Genomic DNA, 18,686 nt, shown 5'->3' with positions numbered 1-18,686 from the left:
CACCGGGCGGCAATTACCGCTGGGCTGCCAACAGCTCGTCGAGCAGCACCCGGAACGTGTCCGGGTCCGCCGGGGTGAACGCCGGATGCGGCCACGGGTCGCCGTGCAGCTCCAGGGTGATCAGGGTGGAGCGCATCGGCCGGCTGATATCCAGCGGCAGCCAGCGCCGCAGATCCGAGCTGCCCCAGATCCGGAATCGGTGTGTCAGCATGCCCAGCGGCTCGGCGCGGTAGCCGCGGACTGCCGACAGCGGGATCACCTTCGCGGTACCGGAGGGGAAATGGTAGCGGCGCAACGTGATCGCCTCGCGATCCAGGACGACCAATCCGTCGTCGTAGGAGTCGTCGGTCACAGCTTCTCGCAGCGCAGTTCGTGGCCTTTGGCGGTCAGGCAGCGACCGGTCTTGAGATCCCATTCCCAGCCGTGCTGGTTGCAGGTCAGCGTGTCGCCCTCGACCACTCCGAACTTGGACAGGTCGGCCTTCATGTGGGGGCAGCGACGCTGAATCTGCCAGTCGGCCAGTGTGATGGTCGCCGAGTCGTCATGGCTCTCGCCGAACCAGCCTTCGGCGTAGATGATCCGGTCCTCGGTGAGGCACTTGAAGAAGGTGTAGAGGTACTCGTTGTAACCGCCGACCCGCCACGCGGTGAACCGGGTGGACAAGAAGATGGTGTTGACCCAGTCCGGTTCTCCGTCGCGCAGCACGGTCCGCACCAGCTCGGGCGGAATGCCGAAGCCGTAACGGAACTTCTCACCGGGAATCGGCTGCCGCACCATGCGTTTGGGGAAGTCCAGCACCACCGTCTCGGTGTGCGCCGGCCCGTCCAACACCAGCTCGACCGGATAGCCGATGCCGTCGCAGATCTCGTTGCTGCGGGCCATGATCGGCTCGAACAGTGCGCGCAGCGGTTCGAGCATCGCCGGCCCGGCCGCCGCCGCCCAGGATGCCTTCTCGGCGGCCAGCACCGGCGCCATCCGATCGGCGTAAGCGGCGATGTAGTCCGCCTTGCCGGTGGTGAAGATGGCCTCGACGTCGGCGTCGTCCAGCGGGTGGGTGAGCGAATCCAGCTGTGCTCCAGTGAAACTCGCGGTGCTTCCGGGAATCATCAGCAACCCGCCGTGGTGGCCGTTGCGGCGTAGCTGGTCCAAGAACACCATCTCGTCGGGGAAGATGTTGGCCGGATCGCCGTGATCGTCGTTGAGGTAACGCAGCTCGGAATCCAGAAAGCACGGCGGACCCGCGGACGGCACCACCCACGGTGCCCCGACGTGGGCGACGTACTGGCGGGCGCGGTCCATCTGCCGCTGGCGTTTCTGGGTGCCGAATGCCTCCTTGGCCCGGGCCGGCATGTCGTAGACCATCGGGTACCAGATCGCCCCGGAGTACTGCAGCAGGTGCACGTCGATCGAATCGAAGGCTTTCAGCACGTCCAGGTCGATCGGACGGGAGTCGTTCATATTGAAAAGGGTCGTCACACCGTCGGAGACCACCAGCCCGGAGTCGCCGATCGGGCCGTCGGCCGGGGCGCGCAGCGCGATGATCATCACGTCCAGATCGCCCTTGGGGCCGGACACGGTGTGCCGCTGCGAATCGGCGGTCTCAAAGAACCGGTGAAAACCCAGCGCCTCGAGCTCACGGCGCAGGTCGGGCACCGGATAATCGGGCAGCAGCACCACCGCGTCCTTGTTGACGTGAGCCGCCAGATGCCGCGGGTCGAAATGGTCGTGGTGCAGGTGCGAGATGTAGAGGTAGTCGCAGTCGCCGAGAGCATCCCAGTTCAGCGACGAATTGTCCGGGAACGGGAACCACGACGCGAAGTAGGCCGGATTCACCCACGGGTCGCACAGGATGCTGCCCGCGGTGGTCTCGATCCGGAAGCCGGCGTGCCCGACACTGGTGACCTGCACGTGTACCTTCTCCCGACGCTGAACGAGCTCCCATCCGAGCTTACCGGCGGCGCGCCCGGCCGCATCGCCTAGGCTTGAGCGCTGTGGAGGCTTGGTACGGCGGTGTCGCTGCCGCTGCGCGAACGCTGTGGCGCTATGAGGGCTTGAAGATCATCGTCACCGGCCGGGAGCACATTCCCGCCACCGGTGGCGCGGTGGTCGCGATCAACCACACCGGCTACTTCGACTTCCTGTTCGCCGGAGTGGCCTCCTACGACGCGAAACCACGGCGCTGGGTGCGCTTCATGGCCAAGAAGGAGACGTTCGACAACCGGTTCACCGGGCCGATCATGCGCGGCTGCAAGCACATCGCGGTGGATCGCAGCCAGGGCGCGGAGTCCTATGCCGCCGCGGTCTCCAACCTGAAGGCCGGGGAACTGGTCGGGGTCTACCCGGAGGCGACCATCAGCCGCAGCTTCGAGCTCAAGGAATTCAAGAGCGGCGCCGCGCGGATGGCGGTCGAGGCCCAGGTGCCGATCATCCCGCACATCGTGTGGGGCGCCCAGCGGCTCTGGACCAAGGACCACCCAAAGCGGCTGGGCCGGACCAAAGTGCCGGTCACGGTGACGATCGGCGAGCCGATACCGCCCACGCTTCCGGTCGAGGAATTGCGTGCCCTGCTGCAGACCCGGATGCAGCACCTGCTCGAGCAGGCGCAGGACTCCTATCCCGACGACCACCCCGCCGGCGCCTTCTGGGTGCCGCGGAGCCTGGGCGGAAGCGCCCCCACCCCCGCCGAGGCGCTTGAGCTCGACGCCGCCGAAGCGGCCCGCAAGGCCGAGGAGCGGGCAGCCCGTCAGAAGCAGCCGCCGAGCCCGACGGGCACCGCGGAGTAGGGCTGGCATGCAGCCGGTTTTCCGAGCGTTGGAGCTCACGGCGCTGAGCGCGGTGAAGATCGCCGGCGCCCGGATCGACTACCTCGGCCTGGAACGCATCCCGACCGACGGTGGTGCGGTGATCGCGATCAATCACACCGGTTACGTGGACTTTCTGCCCGCGGCGCTGGCGGTATACCGGCGGGGCCGCCGGATGCGGTTCATGATCAAAGCCGAAATGCAGCAGGTGCGGGTGGTGAACTTTCTGATCCGCCACACCGGCACCATCCCGGTGGACCGCGGCGACGGGGCCGACGCCTACCGGAACGCGGTGGACGCACTGCGTTCGGGTGAGGTGGTGGGCGTCTACCCGGAGGCCACCATCAGCCGCAGCTTCGAGCTCAAGGAATTCAAGTCCGGGGCGGCCCGGATGGCCCTCGATGCGCAGGTGCCGATTGTCCCGCTGATCGTCTGGGGGGCGCAGCGGCTGTGGACCAAAGACCATCCGAGAGGGAAGCTGATCCGCAGCAAGATTCCGATCACCGTCCTGGCGGGGGAACCGCTGGCCCCGTCCGGTGACGCCGCCGCGCTCAGCGCCCGGTTGCGCGAGCGCATGGCGCCGATGCTGGCTCAGGTGCAGCAGGACTATCCGCATCCCGCCGGCCAATTCTGGGTGCCCCGACGACTCGGCGGCGGCGCACCCACCCCCGACGAGGCTAGGGTTGCCGAAGAGCAGGAGCTGGCGGAACGGATGCGCAAAGGGGCGGGCCGGGGCCGACCGGATGCATCGAGCACGGAGTAGTAAACCATGGCCGAACCCTTCTTCCGGGCGCTGGAGATCGTGGTCCCGCGGCTGGTGAACGCCAACGGGCCGCAGGTGACCATCGACGGCCTGGAGAACATTCCCGAACGTGGCGGGGCGGTGCTCACCCTCAACCACACCAGCTACCTGGACTGGTATCCGGCCTCGCTGGCGGCCTTGCGCCGCCGCCGCCGGCTGCGGTTCATGATCAAGGCCGAAATGACCGAGGTCCCGGTGGTCAACTATGTGATCAAGCACGTCAAGTTGATCCCGGTCGATCGCTCCGCCGGAGCCGGCGCCTACGACGAGGCGGTGCAGCGGTTGCGGCAAGGCGAGTTGGTCGGCCTCAATCCCGAGGCCACCATCAGCCGCAGCTTCGAGCTGCGGGAGTTCAAGACGGGCGCGGCCCGGATGGCCCATGCCGCGGGTGTTCCGCTGATCCCGGTGATCGTCTGGGGAATCCACCGGGTCTGGACGAAGGACCATCCGAAGCATTTGTGGCGCAACAATATTCCGGTGCTGGCGAAGATCGGTCAGCCGATGGCTGCGTCCGCTGACGTGGCGGCGACCACCGCCGAGCTGAGGAACACGATGGCGGCGATGCTCGAAGAGGCGCAACTGGAGTACCCGCACCCGGCGGGGGCGCACTGGGTGCCGCGCCGGCTGGGCGGCGGCGCGCCCACCATGGCCGAAGCCTTGGAGATGCGCGCAGCCGAGTTGGCCGAGCGTGAGCGCAAACGTATGGAGCAGGCGCAGGCACAGGGCGGACGGTTGCGGCGGGCGCTGGCCGGGCGGAGTTCGCGCTGATGCAGCCGCACAGCGGACCTCCCGCGCTGATCGCCAGCGACGTCGACGGCACCCTGCTCGACGACACCGAGAACATCACCGCGCGAACCCGGGCCGCGGTGCACGCGGCCGTGGACTCCGGCGCGCGCTTCGTGCTGGCGACCGGACGTCCGCCGCGGTGGATCGCGCCGGTGGTCGACGCGCTCGGATTCGCCCCGATGGCGGTGTGTGCCAACGGGGCGGTGCTCTACGACCCGGCCACCGACCGAGTGATCTCGGCGCGGACGCTCTCGGCCGACAGTCTGGTCAAGTTGGCCGAGGTCGTCGGCCGCGTCATCCCGGGGGCGGGCCTGGCGGTGGAGCGCATCGGCGAGAGCGCGCACGACGCGGCCACCCCGCAGTTCGTCAGCTCACCGGGCTACGAGCACGCCTGGCTCAACCCGGACAACACCGAGGTGTCCCTCGAAGACCTGCTGTCCCAACCGGCGATCAAGCTGCTGATCCGCAAGACGGGGGCATCCAGCGCCGACATGGCGGCGCAGCTGCAGGCCCACATCGGAACCGCGGCCGAGCTCACCTACTCCACCAACCACGGGCTGATCGAGGTGGTGCCGGCGGGTATCACCAAGGCCAGCGGCATCGAGGAGCTGATCGCGCCGCTGGGGATCGGCATCGAGCAGGTGGTGGCGTTCGGGGATATGCCCAACGACCTGCCGATGCTGGTGCGTGCGGGACACGGCGTGGCGATGGGCAACGCCCACCCCGAGGTGCTGGCGGCGGCCGCCGAGATCACCACACCCAACACCGACGACGGCCTGGCGCGAGTGCTGGAGCGGATTTTTCTGCGTTGATTCTGCGGGCTAACCGACCGCGAACGGATCGATCACCCGCGAGAAGCGCTCGAGCTGCACCGGCGGGCCCTCCGGGGGCGGCGGGGGCAGCTCTTCGGCATTGCCGTCGACGACGCGGATCACCCTCGCGCTGGCCCGGTTGTAGTTCAGGGTGCCGTGCTGGAAGTTCTGGCCCACCCACTCCGGTTCGGCGAGTTCGGCGCTGGTCGGCAGCCCGAGCACGCCACGTTCGTAACCCAGCGACGCCCAGGCGTCGTAGATGGCCCCGGTGATCGGCTGCGCGCCGGTCTCCGGCGACCAGTACACCGCGCCGTGCTCGAAGGTGGCGTACTTGGTGGAACCCTCGCCGATCGCCTCCGGCGACGTGGGCGCGCCGAGCACGCCCTCCATGCCGCCCATTTCCAGCCAGCGGGTGTGGATGGCGCCGCCCTCCATCACCCGGGCGAGGTCTTCCGGCCCGGGCGGTTCGTTGAACCGGGAGGCGATCTCCCGAATCTCGTTGAGCGCGATATATCCCTGTTCGCCGGGGCACTCCGTCGCGTCGAGGTCGCGGTGGCCGATGATCGAGGGCAGCGTCAGCGACGCCCCGCGCGGAAAGTGGGTGAACGAGCCGCCGGCGGAGACCAGCTGCGTGGTACCGCGCGGATCGGTGCGGTCCAGCCCGAGTCGCCAGCCCAACAACCGGCCGACCGTCTCGAGCTGGATCGGCGGGGGAGGCGCGTCGTCGAAGGTGCCGATCATGGACACCCCCCAGGTGTTGCTGTTGAATCCGCCCGCGTGGCTGCCCATGATGCCCCGGGCGAGGCCGCCGGCCCGGCCCTCGAAAACCTGGCCGTACTTGTCCACCAGCGCGTTGTAGCCGATGTCGCACCAGCCCAGGGTGCGGGTGTGGTAGGCGTAAATCGCCCGGATGATCTCCGCGGAGTCTTCGGGGGCGTAGTCGTTGGAGCCCGCGGTGTGGTGCACCACGGCCGCGTGGACCGGGCCGCTCTCGACGGGTTTGCCGCACCGGCCGTAGGCGCCCGCGCCCCAGTGGCTGCGCGGGATGATGTTGGGTGCCTGACCCGGGCCCAGCACGGCCTTCGGCGGTTGCCACTGCGAATCGGCGGGAGCCTTCGGCGGTGTGATCAGCACCGCGGAGATGTTCTGGGCAAAGGGTTGCGCGGCGGTGGCCGGCAGGTAGCCGAGATCTCCCGGGGCGGACTTCTTCGGGGCCGCCTCCGGCTTGGCCGGGCCTTTCGTCGTGGCCGGCCCGTCGGCCCTGGGCTTGCCCTTGGATTTGGCCGGGGTTTTGGGCTGAGCCGGGTTGCCGGGAGCGTTCGGAGCGGTCCTGGTCACCGCGATCTGCACGGCCGTGGTTCGGCCGACGAACACCGGCTCGGTCCCGTCCGGCCCGGGAGCCGGCGCATCGGCCGGCCGGGGAGCCGGGGTCTGCTGCTTGGACTCGTGCGCGGTCGCATACCACGGGCCCCAGGACCCGTCGGCGCGCTTGGCGCGGATCCGTGCCGACGTGCCGCTCAGGTCGGCGCCGGTGAGCGCAACCATGGTGAACGGTTCGTCCTGGCTGATCTCGCGGACGGTGTCGCCCGGTTCCAGATCCGGCAGCGGCTGCTGGTTCAGCTTGGTCGCGGCGGCGTTGGGCGTTGCCTCCGAAATGCCGGCCGACTTGGGGCCCGCCCCGGAGTTCAACGCCCACGGCAGGATCAGCAGGGTCGCGAGAGACGCGGTCAGCTTGATCGTCGGCGGGGGACGACGACGGGTTGGCACGTGCTGATGTTACGTATGTGTCACGTGTTGTTGGTGATGCGACACGCGCCCGCCGGCGTCGGTCGGGACCAGGACATTGTTAACGGCACCGCAGAGTCTTCCGGTGCCCGCCGGTGCGGGCTGACTCTGCGGTGCCGTTGGGCGGAACAGCTCCGCTGTTTGTCCTGTTACGGCAACGGCGGGGCCGGGGCGGCGACCGCCGGTCCGGCGCCCTGCGCGGCCTGCGCGATGGACGGGATCACCACACCCTTGAGCAGGTCGATGGCCTGCCCGGCGCCCAGCTGGTTGGCGGCGCTCATCAGGTCGCTGACCAGCCCACCCTTCTCCTCCGGCATGCCCAGGGATGGGTCGCCGAGGATCGGGTAGGTGCCGTCCAGGCCGGGGTCCAGGCCCACCGGCGAGGTGAGCGGCAGACCGTCAGACCCGAGCAGCCCGGTGTCCGGACTGGTCAAGCCGGGGCTGGTCAATCCCGGGCTGGTGAGGCCGGGACTGGTCAGGCCAGGGCTGGTCAACCCGGGACTGGTCAACCCGGGACTCGTCAGCGACGAGTCGGTCAACGGCGGCGTGGTCAGGCCGGGCGTGGTGAGGCCGGACGTGGTGGACACACCGGGCGTGCCCAGCGGCGGCGTCGACAGCGACGGCGTGGTCAGCGACGGGTCGGTGAGCCCCGGCGTGCCCAGCCCGGGCGAGGTGAGCCCCGGTGTACCCAGCCCGGGCGAGGTGAGGCCCGGCGTGCCCAGGGACGGGTCGGTGAGGCCGGGGGTGCCCAGGCCCGGTGACGTCAGGCCGGGGTACGCCCCGGTCGAGGCGGATCCGCTGCCGAAGCCCGGCACCGGCGGAAGGTTCACCCCGAACTGGGACAGACCCTGCGTGAGGGCGGTGATCAGTTCACCGGGGAGATCAGCCACGGACGAAGCCGCGACGAAGTCGTGGTGCTGCGGGGCGCTGTTGTGGGCGACCAGCTCGGATACTGCGACAACTGCGAACGGACTCGCGACCGCCAGGGCGGCGACTGCGCTCATGGTTGTCGAGAGCCTGCGTCGACGTCGGTTCGGCACGGAAGTCTCCTCAATATGTTTTGCCGTCCGGCCCCGCTTTCTTCGGGGCCATCGTGGCGCTTACTGCACTTGCATCTGACCTACGTGACCGACGGTACGCGTGTGACTTGTGTGAAAAGAGTGACGAGATCGAATCGTGAGGAAACTGCTACCAACCCTTCCTCGGCGCGTGACGACGGCCCCGACGCCCCTGACAATTGCCCAGGTGCCCGGAATCGGCGGGCGATAGTGAACGTGCAAGCGAGGGCGGCGGGGCGCCGACGATGCGGGCGAGCGCTGGTCGGCTACCCTTGGCGCCGATGACCGCTCGTTTTGACCTCTTTGTCGTGGGTTCCGGATTCTTCGGCCTGACCATCGCCGAGCGCGTAGCCACGCAGCTCGGCAAGCGCGTTCTCGTCGTCGAGAAGCGCCCGCACATCGGCGGCAACGCCTACTCCGAGGCGGAACCGCAGACCGGCATCGAGGTCCACAAATACGGCGCGCACCTGTTCCATACCTCTAATAAGAGGGTCTGGGACTACGTGCGACAGTTCACCGAGTTCACCGGCTACCAGCACCGGGTGTTCGCCATGCACGACGGGCAGGCCTACCAGTTCCCGATGGGCCTGGGCCTGGTGTCGCAGTTCTTCGGCCGCTACTTCACCCCCGACGAAGCCCGGGCGCTGATCGCCGAACAGGCTGCCGAGATCGACACCGCCGACGCGCAGAACCTCGAGGAGAAGGCGATCAGCCTGATCGGCCGCCCGCTGTACGAGGCGTTCGTCAAGGACTACACCGCCAAGCAGTGGCAGACCGACCCCAAGGAACTCCCCGCGGCCAACATCACCCGGCTGCCGGTGCGCTACACCTTCGACAACCGCTACTTCAACGACACCTACGAAGGCCTGCCGGTCGACGGCTACACCGCGTGGCTGGAGAACATGGCGGCCGACGAGCGCATCGAGGTGCGGCTCGACACCGACTGGTTCGACGTTCGCGACAAACTCCGGGCGGCCAGCCCCGACGCGCCGGTGGTCTATACCGGGCCGCTGGACCGCTACTTCGACTACGCCGAAGGCAAGCTCGGCTGGCGGACCCTGGACTTCGAGCTCGAAGTGCTGCCCACCGGCGACTTCCAGGGCACGCCGGTGATGAACTACAACGACGGCGACGTGCCCTACACCCGCATCCACGAGTTCCGGCACTTCCACCCGGAGCGGGACTACCCGGCCGACAAGACGGTGATCATGCGGGAGTACTCGCGTTTCGCCGACGACGCCGACGAGCCCTACTACCCGATCAACACCGAGGCGGACCGGGCGGTGCTGACGTCCTACCGGGCGCGCGCGAAGGCCGAGATGGAGTCGGCGAAGGTGATCTTCGGTGGGCGGCTGGGCACCTACCAATATCTGGACATGCACATGGCGATCGCCAGTGCGTTGAACATGTACGACAACATCCTGGCGCCGCACCTGGCCGACGGGGTGGCGCTGGGGGAGGGCAGTAAGGCATGACTGACAGTTCGCGAGCGGTGAGCCGGCTTTCGCGGATCATCTTGCCGCGCCAGGGTGAGCCGCTGGATGTGCGCAAGCTCTACATCGAGGAGTCCGAGACCAACAGCCGGCGGGCGCACCCGCTCACCCGCACCAGCCTGGAGATCGGCGAGGAATCCGAAGTCTCGTTCGCCACGTACTTCAATGCCTTCCCGGCGTCTTACTGGCGTCGCTGGTCGATCCTCGAATCGGTGGTGTTGCGTCTGGAGCTGACCGGATCCGGGCGAGTCGACGTCTACCGCTCCAAGGCGACCGGTGCGCGTATCGCGGTGGACGGCAAGCCTTTCGGGTCTGTCGAGAACAGTGACACCCCGACGGTGGTCGAATTCGAGGTCGGTCTGCAGCCGTTCGAGGACGGTGGCTGGATCTGGTTCGACATCACCACCGACACCGCGGTCACGCTGGCCCACGGCGGTTGGTACGCCCCGATCGAGGCCCCCGGCCGGGCCGACATCGCGGTCGGCATCCCGACCTTCAACCGGCCCGACGACTGTGTCAACGCGCTGCTCGCACTGACCTCCGACCCCGATGCCGACGAAGTCATCAGCGCGGTGATCGTCCCCGACCAGGGCACCCGCAAGGTGCGCGACCACCCCGGCTTCGCCGCCGCGGCAGCCGGACTCGGAGACCGGCTGTCGATGCACGACCAGCCCAACCTCGGCGGGTCCGGGGGCTACAGCCGGGTCATGTATGAGGCGCTGAAGAACACCGGCTGCGAACAGATCCTGTTCATGGACGACGACATCCGCATCGAGCCGGACTCGATCCTGCGGGCGCTGGCACTGAACCGGTTCGCCAAGACGCCCACCCTGGTCGGCGGGCACATGCTCAACCTGCAGGAGCCCTCGCACCTGCACATCATGGGTGAGGTCGTCGACTCGGGCGTCTTCATGTGGACCAACGCCCCGCACACCGAGTACGACCACAACTTCGCCACCGACGCGCTGGCCGAGTCCCCGGATCTGCACCGGCGCATCGACGTCGACTTCAACGGCTGGTGGATGTGCATGATCCCGCGCGCGGTCGCCGAGGAGATCGGTCAGCCGGTGCCGTCGTTCATCAAGTGGGACGACGCCGAGTACGGGCTGCGCGCCGGTGAACACGGCTATCCGACCGTCACGCTGCCGGGGGCGGCGATCTGGCACATGGCCTGGAGCGACAAAGACGACGCGATCGACTGGCAGGCGTACTTCCACCTGCGTAACCGGTTGATGGTGGCAGCCCTGCACTGGAACGGCAACATCTCCGGGCTGATCCGCAGCCACCTCAAGGCCACCCTGAAACACCTTGCCTGCCTGGAATATTCGACCGTCGCCGTGCAGAACAAGGCGCTGGACGACTTCATGGCCGGCCCCGACCACATCTTCTCGATTCTGGAGTCGGCGCTGCCGGACATTCACGCGCTGCGCAAGACCTATCCCGATGCCGTGGTGCTGCCGGCGGCCAGTGAGCTGCCCGCCCCCTCGCAGCGCCGCAAGCCGATGCGGCCCCCGGTGCAGCCGCTGTCCATCGGCTATCGGCTGGCCCGCGGCATTCTGCACAACCTCAAGGCCACCGAGCCGGAGCACCATCGGCGCCCGCAGCTCAACGTCCCCACCCAGGACGCCCGCTGGTTCCTGCTGTGCACCCAGGACGGCGTCACCGTCACCACCGCCGACGGGCGCGGTGTGGTCTACCGGCAGCGCGACCGGGAGAAGATGTTCTCGCTGCTGCGCGAGTCCCTGCGGCGGCAGTATCAGCTGGCGCGCCGGTTCGACGCCCTGCGCCGGACCTACCGCCGGGCACTGCCCACGCTGGCGAGCAAGCAGCAGTGGGAGACGGTGCTGCTTCCCGACGGTGCCACGTCGTCATGACCGAATTCGACCCGGACCCCATGAATCTGGATGACTCGGTACCCCCGCACGGCGAGGACGCTGTGCTGGTCGCGGTGCAGTCGGCACTGACCGGCCGCTCCGGCGTGCTGCCGGTGGCCCGGGCGATGTCGCATTTCGGTGAGCACAGCTTGGGCTGGCTGGCGGTAGCGGCGCTCGGCGCCCTGATCCAGCCGCAGCGCCGCCGGAGCTGGCTGGTGGCCGGCGCCGGAACGCTGGCCGCACACGCCGCGGCGGTCGTCATCAAGCGCATCGTGCGCCGCAAACGCCCGAACCATCCGGCGATCGCGGTCAATGTGGGCACTCCCAGTGCCTTGAGCTTCCCCTCGGCACACGCCACCTCCACCGCGGCGGCGGCCATCCTGCTGGGTCGCGCCGCCGGGCTGCGGCGCGGAGCACTGCCTGCGGCGCTGGTACCGCCGATGGCACTGTCGCGCATGGTGCTCGGGGTGCACTATCCCAGCGACGTGGCCGCCGGCGCGCTGATTGGAGCCGCGGTCGCTGCCGCCGCGATCCGCCTGGACAACTCTGGAGACTCGGGATGAGCGCAGAAACGCACGATCGAACGTCGGAGCTCGGCCCGCCGGCCAACCTGCTCTCCGGGGTGATCAAGGCCATGCGGCCCCGCCAGTGGGTGAAGAACGTCCTGGTGCTGGCCGCCCCGATGGCCGCGCTCGGCGGAGACGTGCAGTACGACTACGCCGATGTCGGCCGTAAGGCGCTGATCGCGTTCGTGGTGTTCTCGCTGGCGGCCTCGTCGATCTACCTGGTCAATGACTCCCGTGACGTCGAGGCTGACCGGGCGCATCCCACCAAGCGATTCCGGCCGATCGCCGCCGGCGTGGTGCCGGTCGGGCTGGCCTACGCCCTGGCGGCGCTGCTCGGCGCGCTCGCGCTGGGCGTCTCCTGGTGGCTGACCCCGAACCTGGCCCTGGTGATCGCCATCTATCTTGCCATGCAGCTGGCGTACTGCTTCGGGCTCAAACACCAAGCGGTGCTGGACATCTGCGTCGTGTCGTCGGCGTATCTGCTGCGGGCGATCGCCGGCGGCGTAGCGGCGAACATCCCGCTGTCGCAGTGGTTCCTGCTGGTGATGGCGTTCGGTTCGCTGTTCATGGTGGCCGGCAAGCGCTACGCCGAGAAACAGCTGGCCGAACAGACCGGTGCCAAAATCCGCAAGTCGCTGGAGAGCTACACCGGCACCTACCTGCGGTTCGTGTGGACGATGTCGGCCACCGCGATGCTGGTCTGCTACAGCCTGTTCGCGTTCGAGCGCGACAACGGCACGGGTTCTTGGTACGCGGTGTCGATCGTCCCGATCGTCGTCGGGATCCTGCGTTACGCGGTCGACGTCGACGGGGGCATGGCGGGCGAAGCCGAGGACATCCTGCGACGTGACCGGGTGCTGCAGCTGATGGCGCTGGCCTGGATCGGAACCATCGGTGCTGCCGTCGCTTTCGGCTAGCTCGGCCCGGGGGAACAGAGCGCCAGACCCTCGGGTCCGGCCGCTGGGCTGGCCCGCGGTCTCCTACAGCCCGTCGGTGCGGCTGAGCTCGTGGGCCGGGGTGGCGGTGGTGCTGTTGATGTTCGGCATCGGCGCGTGGCGGCGGCGCTGGATCTCCGACGACGGACTGATCGTGCTGCGCACCGTGCGCAACCTGCTGGCCGGCAACGGCCCGGTGTTCAACGTCGGCGAACGCGTGGAGGCCAATACCTCCACGGCCTGGACGTACCTGATGTATCTCGGCAGCTGGCTCGGTGGGCCGGTGCGCATGGAGTACGTGGCGCTGGTCTTCGCACTGGTGCTGAGCCTGGCCGGGGTGGCGATGCTGATGCTGGGTGCCGCCCGGCTCTATGCGCCGAGCCTGCAGGGTCGCCGCGCGCTGCTGCTGCCGGCCGGTGCGCTGGTCTACATCGCGCTGCCCCCGGCGCGGGACTTCGCCACCTCCGGCTTGGAGGCCGGTCTGGTGCTGGCCTACCTGGGCCTGCTGTGGTGGATGCTGGTCTGCTGGTCGCAGGCGCTGCGGATGCCCCGATCCCGTGCTCGCGGAGCCCTTTTCACCGCATGCCTGGCGTTCATTGCCGGCTGCAGTGTGCTGGTCCGTCCCGAGTTGGCGCTGATCGGCGGCGGTGCGCTGGTGATGCTGCTGATCGCCGCGCCCCGGGAATGGCGGCCCCGGGTGCTGATCCTGGTGGCGGGCGGCGCGCTGCCGGTGGCGTATCAGATCTTCCGGATGGGCTACTACGGCCTGCTGGTGCCGGGGACCGCGCTGGCCAAAGACGCGGCCGGCGACAAGTGGTCGCAGGGAATGATCTATCTGGCCAACTTCAACGCCCCCTACGCGCTGTGGGTGCCCGGGGTGCTGCTGGTGGCGCTGGGTGCGGCGCTGTGGGTGGGCTCCGCCGTGCGCTACCGGCCGCGCCGTCCGGTACCGCCCGGCGTCGGCCCGTGGGCCCGACTGGTGCAGAGCCCCGGTGCGGTGGTCTGCTTCTTCGTGTTCAGCGGGCTGCTGCAGGCGGCCTACTGGGTGCGCCAGGGCGGCGACTTCATGCACGGGCGGGTGCTGCTGGCGCCGCTGTTCTGCATGCTGGCCCCGGTGGCGGTCATTCCGGTGCTGCTGCCCGACGGCGCGCGTTATCGCCGGGAGGCCGGCTACCCGCTCAGCGGCGCCGTCGGACTGCTGTGGCTGGCGGTGGCCGGCTGGGCGCTGTGGGCGGCCAACTCGCACGGGATGGGCGATGACGCCACCCGTGTCACCTACTCCGGGATCGTCGACGAGCGTCGGTTCTACTCCCAGGCGACCGGCAACGCCCACCCGCTGACCGCCGCGGACTACCTCGGTTATCCGCGGATGCGCGCGGTGTTGACCACGATCGCCGCCACCCCCGACGGGGCGTTGCTGCTGCCGTCGGGCAACTACGACCAGTGGGACGTGGTGCCGGTCATCCTGCCGGTGCCCCCGGGGGTCGGCGTTCCCGCCGAACCCGACCCGGGCGGAACCGGACCGCACACTGTCTTCTTCACCAACATGGGCATGCTGGGCATGAACACCGGCCTGGACGTCCGGGTGCTGGACCAGATCGGGCTGATCAATCCGATCGCGGCGCACACCGAACGGCTGGAGCACGGACGGATCGGCCATGACAAGGATCTGTTCCGGGACTGGGTGGTGGCTGACGGCCCCTGGGTCAAGTGGTACCCGCTGATCCCGGGGTACCTGGACCAGGACTGGATCGCCCAGGCGGAGGCGGCCCTGCGCTGCCCCGACACCGCGGCGGTGCTGGGCTCGGTGCGCGCGCCGATGGGCCCGCGCCGGTTCCTGTCCAACGTGTTGCACTCGCCGGGCTTCACCCGATACCGGATCGAACGGGTCCCGCGCGACGAATTGATCCGCTGCGGACTGGCTGTGCCCGAACCGACCCGCCCGCTCTACACCGGGATGCCGCCGGAGGTTCCCTGACTGTCCGGTACGGGACGAGGGAAAAATTGTGACGGACGTCATTCCCCGACCCGCGCAGCTACCGACCGCGTCCGGTCTCACCGGCTGGAATGCTCTTGTGAGCGCAGCGCGGCAAATGCAGAAAATTCCGGTAACGGGCCGGTTCGCGGACCGGGAGGCAGAACCCCGAGGTTCTCGATTCCCGGCGTTCTGTGGTTGACTACACCGGCACTGTTGCGTTGGTACGCACAGATCGGGTCCGAGTCGGGCCACGCTATGAGCAAAGTACGGCAACGAACGAATGAGGATGCCAAGGATGAAGTTGCTTGACAGGTTGATGGTCGCCGCCGGTGGCGCGGCCCTGCTGGCGGGACTGGTCGGTGTCGTCGGCGGTACCCCGGAGGCGAGCGCGTTCTCCCGGCCCGGTCTGCCGGTCGAGTACCTGCAGGTGCCTTCGGCGGGTATGGGCCGTGACATCAAGGTCCAGTTCCAGAGCGGTGGTTCGGACTCCCCGGGCCTCTACCTGCTCGACGGCATGCGGGCCCAGGACGACTTCAACGGCTGGGACATCAACACCCCGGCGTTCGAGTGGTACCTGAACTCGGGCATCTCGGTGATCATGCCGGTCGGTGGCCAGTCCAGCTTCTACAGCGACTGGTACAAGCCGGCTTGCGGCAAGGTCGGCTGCCAGACCTACAAGTGGGAGACCTTCCTCACCAGCGAGCTGCCGGCCTACCTGGCCTCGGAGTACGGCGTGAGCCAGAGCCGCAACGCCGCGGTCGGTCTGTCGATGGCCGGTTCTTCGGCGATGACGCTGGCGATCTACCACCCCAACCAGTTCACCTACGCGGGCTCGCTGTCGGGTTACCTGAACCCGTCCACCGGCAAGGGCTGGATCGGCCTGTCGATGGGTGACGCCGGCGGCTACAAGAAGAACGACATGTGGGGCGACGACAACGACCCGGCGTGGTTGCGCAACGACCCGACGGTCAACGTCGACAAGCTGGTGGCCAACAACACCCGGCTGTGGGTCTTCTGCGGCAACGGCAAGGCCAACGAGCTGGGCGGCGACAACATCCCGGCCGTGTTCCTCGAGCAGAACTTCATGATCGGTGCGAACAAGAAGTTCCAGGAGCTCTACACCGCGGCCGGTGGCAACAACGCGATCTTCAACTTCCCGGAGTACGGCACGCACAGCTGGGAGTACTGGGGTCAGCAGCTGCAGGCCATGAAGCCGGACCTGCAGGCCCACCTGGGCGCCACGCCGGGTGGCGGCGCGAGCACCAGCTCGGGCGAGTAGTCCCAGAGCAGTAGAGATGTACCGCCGACGGCGGCGACCTTCGGGTCGTCGCCGTCGGCCGTTTCCTGCCCTGCCCGCGAGTGCCGTGTGATTGACTACCTCCCGGAGTCTGGGCGCGCGACCAGCGGGTGGAAACACCGGAGAATCTGTGCCGACGAGCGAGGTGGATATGAGCGGACTGTCGAAGTTGCTGCGGGCGCTGTGCGTGGCCGTGCTGATGCTGGGGTTGTGGGGCGGGGGCACGATCGTCAGCCCAGGCGCGCACGCGGCACAGTTCGAGAACCTGATGGTCCCGTCGCCGTCGATGGGCCGCGACATCCCGGTGGCGTTCCTCAACCAGGGACCGCACGCGGTGTACCTGCTCGACGCGTTCGACGCCCACCCCGAGCTGAGTAACTGGGTGACCGCGGGCAACGCGATGAACACGCTGGCCGGCAAGGGTGTCTCGGTCGTGGCCCCGGCCGGCGGCGCCTACAGCATGTACACCAACTGGGAGCAGGACGGCAGCAAGCAGTGGGACACCTTCCTGTCCAGCGAGCTGCCGGACTGGCTGGCGGCCAATCGAGGGCTGGCGCCGGGCGGTCACGCCGTGGTCGGCGCGGCCCAGGGCGGCTACGGGGCGATGGCGCTGGCCACGTTCCACCCCGACCGGTTCGGCTTCGCCGGCTCGATGTCGGGCTTCCTGGGGCCGGCCAACACCACCGAGAGCGGTGTCATCAGCGCCGGCCTGCAGAACTTCGGCGGCGTGGACCCGTACGGCATGTGGGGGGCACCCCAGCTGGGCCGCTGGAAGTGGCACGACCCCACCGTGCACGCCACCCTGCTGGCGCAGAACAACACCCGGGTGTGGGTCTACAACCCGATGGGCGGCGCCTCCAACCCGGCCGCGATGATCGGCGACCCGTCCGAGGCGACCGGCAGCGGCCGGTACTTCAACATGCAGTACCGCCAGGTGCGCGGCAAGAACGGTCACTTCGACTTCTCCCCCGGCGACAACGGCTGGGGGTCGTGGTCGTCGCAACTGGGCGCGATGGTCGGCGAGATCGTCGGCGCGATTAGGTAACTCTTGCGTTGGCTCTGCGTCCACGGCGGGAAAGTTCGAGTAAGGGCCGCCGTGGACGCAGAGTCAGTGTGTGCCGTCGCCGATCTGTACCGTGAAAGGCGATATGGCCAAGAAGAAGACATCCAGCTCCCCGCGAAAATCCCCCCGGAAGTCGCCCCGCAAGTCGCCGGCCAACCGCCGGCGCGTCCTCGCCTGGATCGCCGCCGGCGCGATGGCCTTGGTGGTGGCGCTGGTGCTCGTGGCGGTGGTGATCTGGATCCGTCATCCGGCCACGCGGCCGATCGCCGAGCAGCCGGGCCAAGGCGTCCCCCCGACCAGCTCGGTGCCGTCGCGGACCAAGAAGCCGCGCCCGGCCTTTCAGGACGCCAGCTGCCCGGACGTGCAACTGGTGTCGGTGCCCGGCACCTGGGAGACGTCGCCCAGCGACGACCCGCTGAACCCCACTCAGTTCCCGATAGCGCTGCTGCTCACCGTCACCCGCCCGATCGCCGAGCAGTTCGACCCGTCCCGCGTGCAGACCTACACCGTGCCCTACACCGCGCAGTTCCATAACCCACTGTCGGCCGACAAGCAGATGAGCTACAACGACAGCCGGGCCGAGGGGACCCGCGCCACCATCAAGGCGCTGACCGAGATGAACGACCGGTGCCCGCTGACCAGTTACGTGCTGGTGGGCTTCTCGCAGGGCGCGGTGATCGCCGGCGACGTCGCCAGCGACATCGGCAACGGGCGCGGCCCGGTCGACGAGGACCTGGTGCTGGGCGTGACCCTGATCGCCGACGGCCGCCGCCAGGTCGGGCCGGGCAGCGGCATCGACGTGCCGCCGACCCCGCCGGGGCAGGGCGCCGAAGTCACCCTGCATGAACTGCCCATCCTGTCCGGGATGGGACTGACCATGACCGGTGCGCGCGACGGCGGTTTCGGCGACCTCGCCCAGCGCACCAACGAGATCTGCGCCCGTGGTGACCTGATCTGCGCCGCGCCGCGAGAGGCGTTCAGCGTCGGCAAATTGCCCGCCACCCTGGAGACGCTGGCCGGCGGCGCCGGTCAGCCAGTGCACGCGATGTACGCCACCACCGACTTCTGGAATCAGGACGGACAGTCCGCCACCCAGTGGACGCTGAACTGGGCGCGCAACCTCGTCGACAACGCGCCGCATCCGCCGCACGGCTGAACCCGCCTCGTGACCCCGGCGGTTCAGCGAGGCTCGACGAAGGAGAGGCGAAGCTGGGACCGCCTCGTGACCCCGGCGGTTCAGCGAGGCTCGACGAAGGAGAGGCGAAGCTGGGACCGCCTCGTGACCCCGAGACCGGCGTCACACGCGGTACCGTTTGATTTGGCATGGGCCGCACCGACCTCTAACATTAAGAGCAATTTAAGAGCGGCGGCTCGTGGCCGCAGGGCAGCAGCGCGTCGTCGGGTTTCGGAAACCCATTACCATCTGGGAGGTCCCG

The 18,686-nt window shown here is 68.6% G+C and carries 16 protein-coding genes; 12 read left to right on the top strand and 4 right to left on the bottom strand.

Annotation, left to right across the window (positions count from 1 at the left end; all coding sequences use genetic code 11):
• Window positions 1–13: 13 nt before the first annotated feature.
• Both ABW16_RS10505 and ABW16_RS10500 read right to left on the bottom strand, forming a co-directional pair.
• Entirely contained in the window at window positions 14–352 is a 339-nt protein-coding gene (locus ABW16_RS10505) for a hypothetical protein (RefSeq protein ID WP_047319124.1), read from the bottom strand.
• Window positions 349–1,908: an MBL fold metallo-hydrolase gene (locus ABW16_RS10500; RefSeq protein WP_047319123.1), complete on the bottom strand. Its 1,560-nt coding sequence runs from the start codon at window positions 1,906–1,908 to the stop codon at window positions 349–351. Before ABW16_RS10500 ends, ABW16_RS10505 begins: the two co-directional genes overlap by 4 nt.
• A gap of 83 nt (window positions 1,909–1,991) precedes the next feature.
• Between ABW16_RS10500 and ABW16_RS10495 the strand changes: the two genes are divergently transcribed.
• The 4 genes from ABW16_RS10495 to ABW16_RS10480 are packed head-to-tail and all read left to right on the top strand — an operon-like array spanning window position 1,992 to window position 5,201.
• On the top strand, window positions 1,992–2,783 hold the full coding sequence (locus ABW16_RS10495; RefSeq protein WP_047319122.1) for a lysophospholipid acyltransferase family protein: 792 nt from the start codon (window positions 1,992–1,994) through the stop codon (window positions 2,781–2,783).
• A gap of 7 nt (window positions 2,784–2,790) precedes the next feature.
• Window positions 2,791–3,564 carry a lysophospholipid acyltransferase family protein gene (locus tag ABW16_RS10490; protein ID WP_047319121.1) on the top strand — a complete coding sequence of 258 codons (774 nt, stop codon included), beginning with the start codon at window positions 2,791–2,793 and terminating at the stop codon, window positions 3,562–3,564.
• 6 nt (window positions 3,565–3,570) lie between these two features.
• Window positions 3,571–4,371: a lysophospholipid acyltransferase family protein gene (locus ABW16_RS10485; RefSeq protein ID WP_047319120.1), complete on the top strand. Its 801-nt coding sequence runs from the start codon at window positions 3,571–3,573 to the stop codon at window positions 4,369–4,371.
• Window positions 4,371–5,201: a Cof-type HAD-IIB family hydrolase gene (locus ABW16_RS10480; protein WP_047319119.1), complete on the top strand. Its 831-nt coding sequence runs from the start codon at window positions 4,371–4,373 to the stop codon at window positions 5,199–5,201. The genes ABW16_RS10485 and ABW16_RS10480 overlap by 1 nt, the downstream gene beginning before the upstream one ends.
• A 9-nt stretch (window positions 5,202–5,210) precedes the next feature.
• On the opposite strand, the gene ABW16_RS10475 is transcribed toward ABW16_RS10480, so the two are convergent.
• Both ABW16_RS10475 and ABW16_RS26765 read right to left on the bottom strand, forming a co-directional pair.
• On the bottom strand, window positions 5,211–6,968 hold the full coding sequence (locus ABW16_RS10475; protein WP_047319118.1) for an N-acetylmuramoyl-L-alanine amidase: 1,758 nt from the start codon (window positions 6,966–6,968) through the stop codon (window positions 5,211–5,213).
• Between the two features lie 167 nt (window positions 6,969–7,135).
• Entirely contained in the window at window positions 7,136–8,026 is an 891-nt protein-coding gene (locus ABW16_RS26765; protein WP_047319117.1) for an exported repetitive protein Erp, read from the bottom strand.
• 290 nt (window positions 8,027–8,316) lie between these two features.
• Between ABW16_RS26765 and glf the strand changes: the two genes are divergently transcribed.
• The 8 genes from glf to culp6 all read left to right on the top strand — a co-directional run bounded on the left by glf (window position 8,317) and on the right by culp6 (window position 18,406).
• Window positions 8,317–9,519 (top strand): UDP-galactopyranose mutase, encoded by a 1,203-nt coding sequence (gene glf / locus ABW16_RS10465; protein WP_200900646.1) that lies wholly within the window; start codon window positions 8,317–8,319, stop codon window positions 9,517–9,519.
• Window positions 9,516–11,411, top strand: coding sequence for a glycosyltransferase (locus tag ABW16_RS10460; protein WP_047319115.1), 1,896 nt, complete (start codon window positions 9,516–9,518; stop codon window positions 11,409–11,411). The genes glf and ABW16_RS10460 overlap by 4 nt, the downstream gene beginning before the upstream one ends.
• Window positions 11,408–11,974 carry a phosphatase PAP2 family protein gene (locus ABW16_RS10455; RefSeq protein ID WP_082134051.1) on the top strand — a complete coding sequence of 189 codons (567 nt, stop codon included), beginning with the start codon at window positions 11,408–11,410 and terminating at the stop codon, window positions 11,972–11,974. Before ABW16_RS10460 ends, ABW16_RS10455 begins: the two co-directional genes overlap by 4 nt.
• The gene (locus ABW16_RS10450; protein WP_047319114.1) at window positions 11,971–12,894 is read left to right on the top strand and encodes a decaprenyl-phosphate phosphoribosyltransferase; all 924 of its coding nucleotides are present in this window, start codon (window positions 11,971–11,973) and stop codon (window positions 12,892–12,894) included. The genes ABW16_RS10455 and ABW16_RS10450 overlap by 4 nt, the downstream gene beginning before the upstream one ends.
• A complete protein-coding gene (gene zomB / locus ABW16_RS10445; RefSeq protein ID WP_047319113.1) occupies window positions 12,872–14,890 on the top strand; it encodes a flagellar motor control protein ZomB in 2,019 nt (672 codons plus the stop codon). Before ABW16_RS10450 ends, zomB begins: the two co-directional genes overlap by 23 nt.
• Before the next feature lie 295 nt (window positions 14,891–15,185).
• On the top strand, window positions 15,186–16,169 hold the full coding sequence (locus ABW16_RS10440) for an esterase family protein (RefSeq protein WP_109519556.1): 984 nt from the start codon (window positions 15,186–15,188) through the stop codon (window positions 16,167–16,169).
• Between the two features lie 169 nt (window positions 16,170–16,338).
• Complete coding sequence (locus ABW16_RS10435; protein ID WP_047319111.1) at window positions 16,339–17,232, top strand: alpha/beta hydrolase-fold protein; 894 nt, start codon at window positions 16,339–16,341, stop codon at window positions 17,230–17,232.
• Window positions 17,233–17,335: 103 nt separating this feature from the next.
• Complete coding sequence (culp6, locus tag ABW16_RS10430) at window positions 17,336–18,406, top strand: carboxylesterase Culp6 (RefSeq protein WP_082134050.1); 1,071 nt, start codon at window positions 17,336–17,338, stop codon at window positions 18,404–18,406.
• The last annotated feature ends 280 nt before the right edge of the window (window positions 18,407–18,686 follow it).

This window comes from Mycolicibacter heraklionensis, from assembly GCF_001021505.1.
In the GTDB taxonomy this organism is placed as follows: Bacteria; Actinomycetota; Actinomycetes; order Mycobacteriales; family Mycobacteriaceae; genus Mycobacterium; species Mycobacterium heraklionense.
This window is presented reverse-complemented; position numbering and strand designations above follow the sequence as displayed.

Excerpts from the sequence above, each read along its gene's own strand:
- ABW16_RS10450 (WP_047319114.1), top strand. The coding sequence starts at position 11,971 with ATGAGCGCAGAAACGCACGATCGAACGTCGGAGCTCGGCCCGCCGGCC.
- culp6 (WP_082134050.1), top strand. The coding sequence starts at position 17,336 with ATGGCCAAGAAGAAGACATCCAGCTCCCCGCGAAAATCCCCCCGGAAG.
- ABW16_RS10460 (WP_047319115.1), top strand. The coding sequence starts at position 9,516 with ATGACTGACAGTTCGCGAGCGGTGAGCCGGCTTTCGCGGATCATCTTG.
- ABW16_RS10490 (WP_047319121.1), top strand. The coding sequence starts at position 2,791 with ATGCAGCCGGTTTTCCGAGCGTTGGAGCTCACGGCGCTGAGCGCGGTG.
- ABW16_RS10440 (WP_109519556.1), top strand. The coding sequence starts at position 15,186 with ATGAAGTTGCTTGACAGGTTGATGGTCGCCGCCGGTGGCGCGGCCCTG.
- ABW16_RS10435 (WP_047319111.1), top strand. The coding sequence starts at position 16,339 with ATGAGCGGACTGTCGAAGTTGCTGCGGGCGCTGTGCGTGGCCGTGCTG.
- ABW16_RS10455 (WP_082134051.1), top strand. The coding sequence starts at position 11,408 with ATGACCGAATTCGACCCGGACCCCATGAATCTGGATGACTCGGTACCC.
- ABW16_RS10485 (WP_047319120.1), top strand. The coding sequence starts at position 3,571 with ATGGCCGAACCCTTCTTCCGGGCGCTGGAGATCGTGGTCCCGCGGCTG.
- ABW16_RS10480 (WP_047319119.1), top strand. The coding sequence starts at position 4,371 with ATGCAGCCGCACAGCGGACCTCCCGCGCTGATCGCCAGCGACGTCGAC.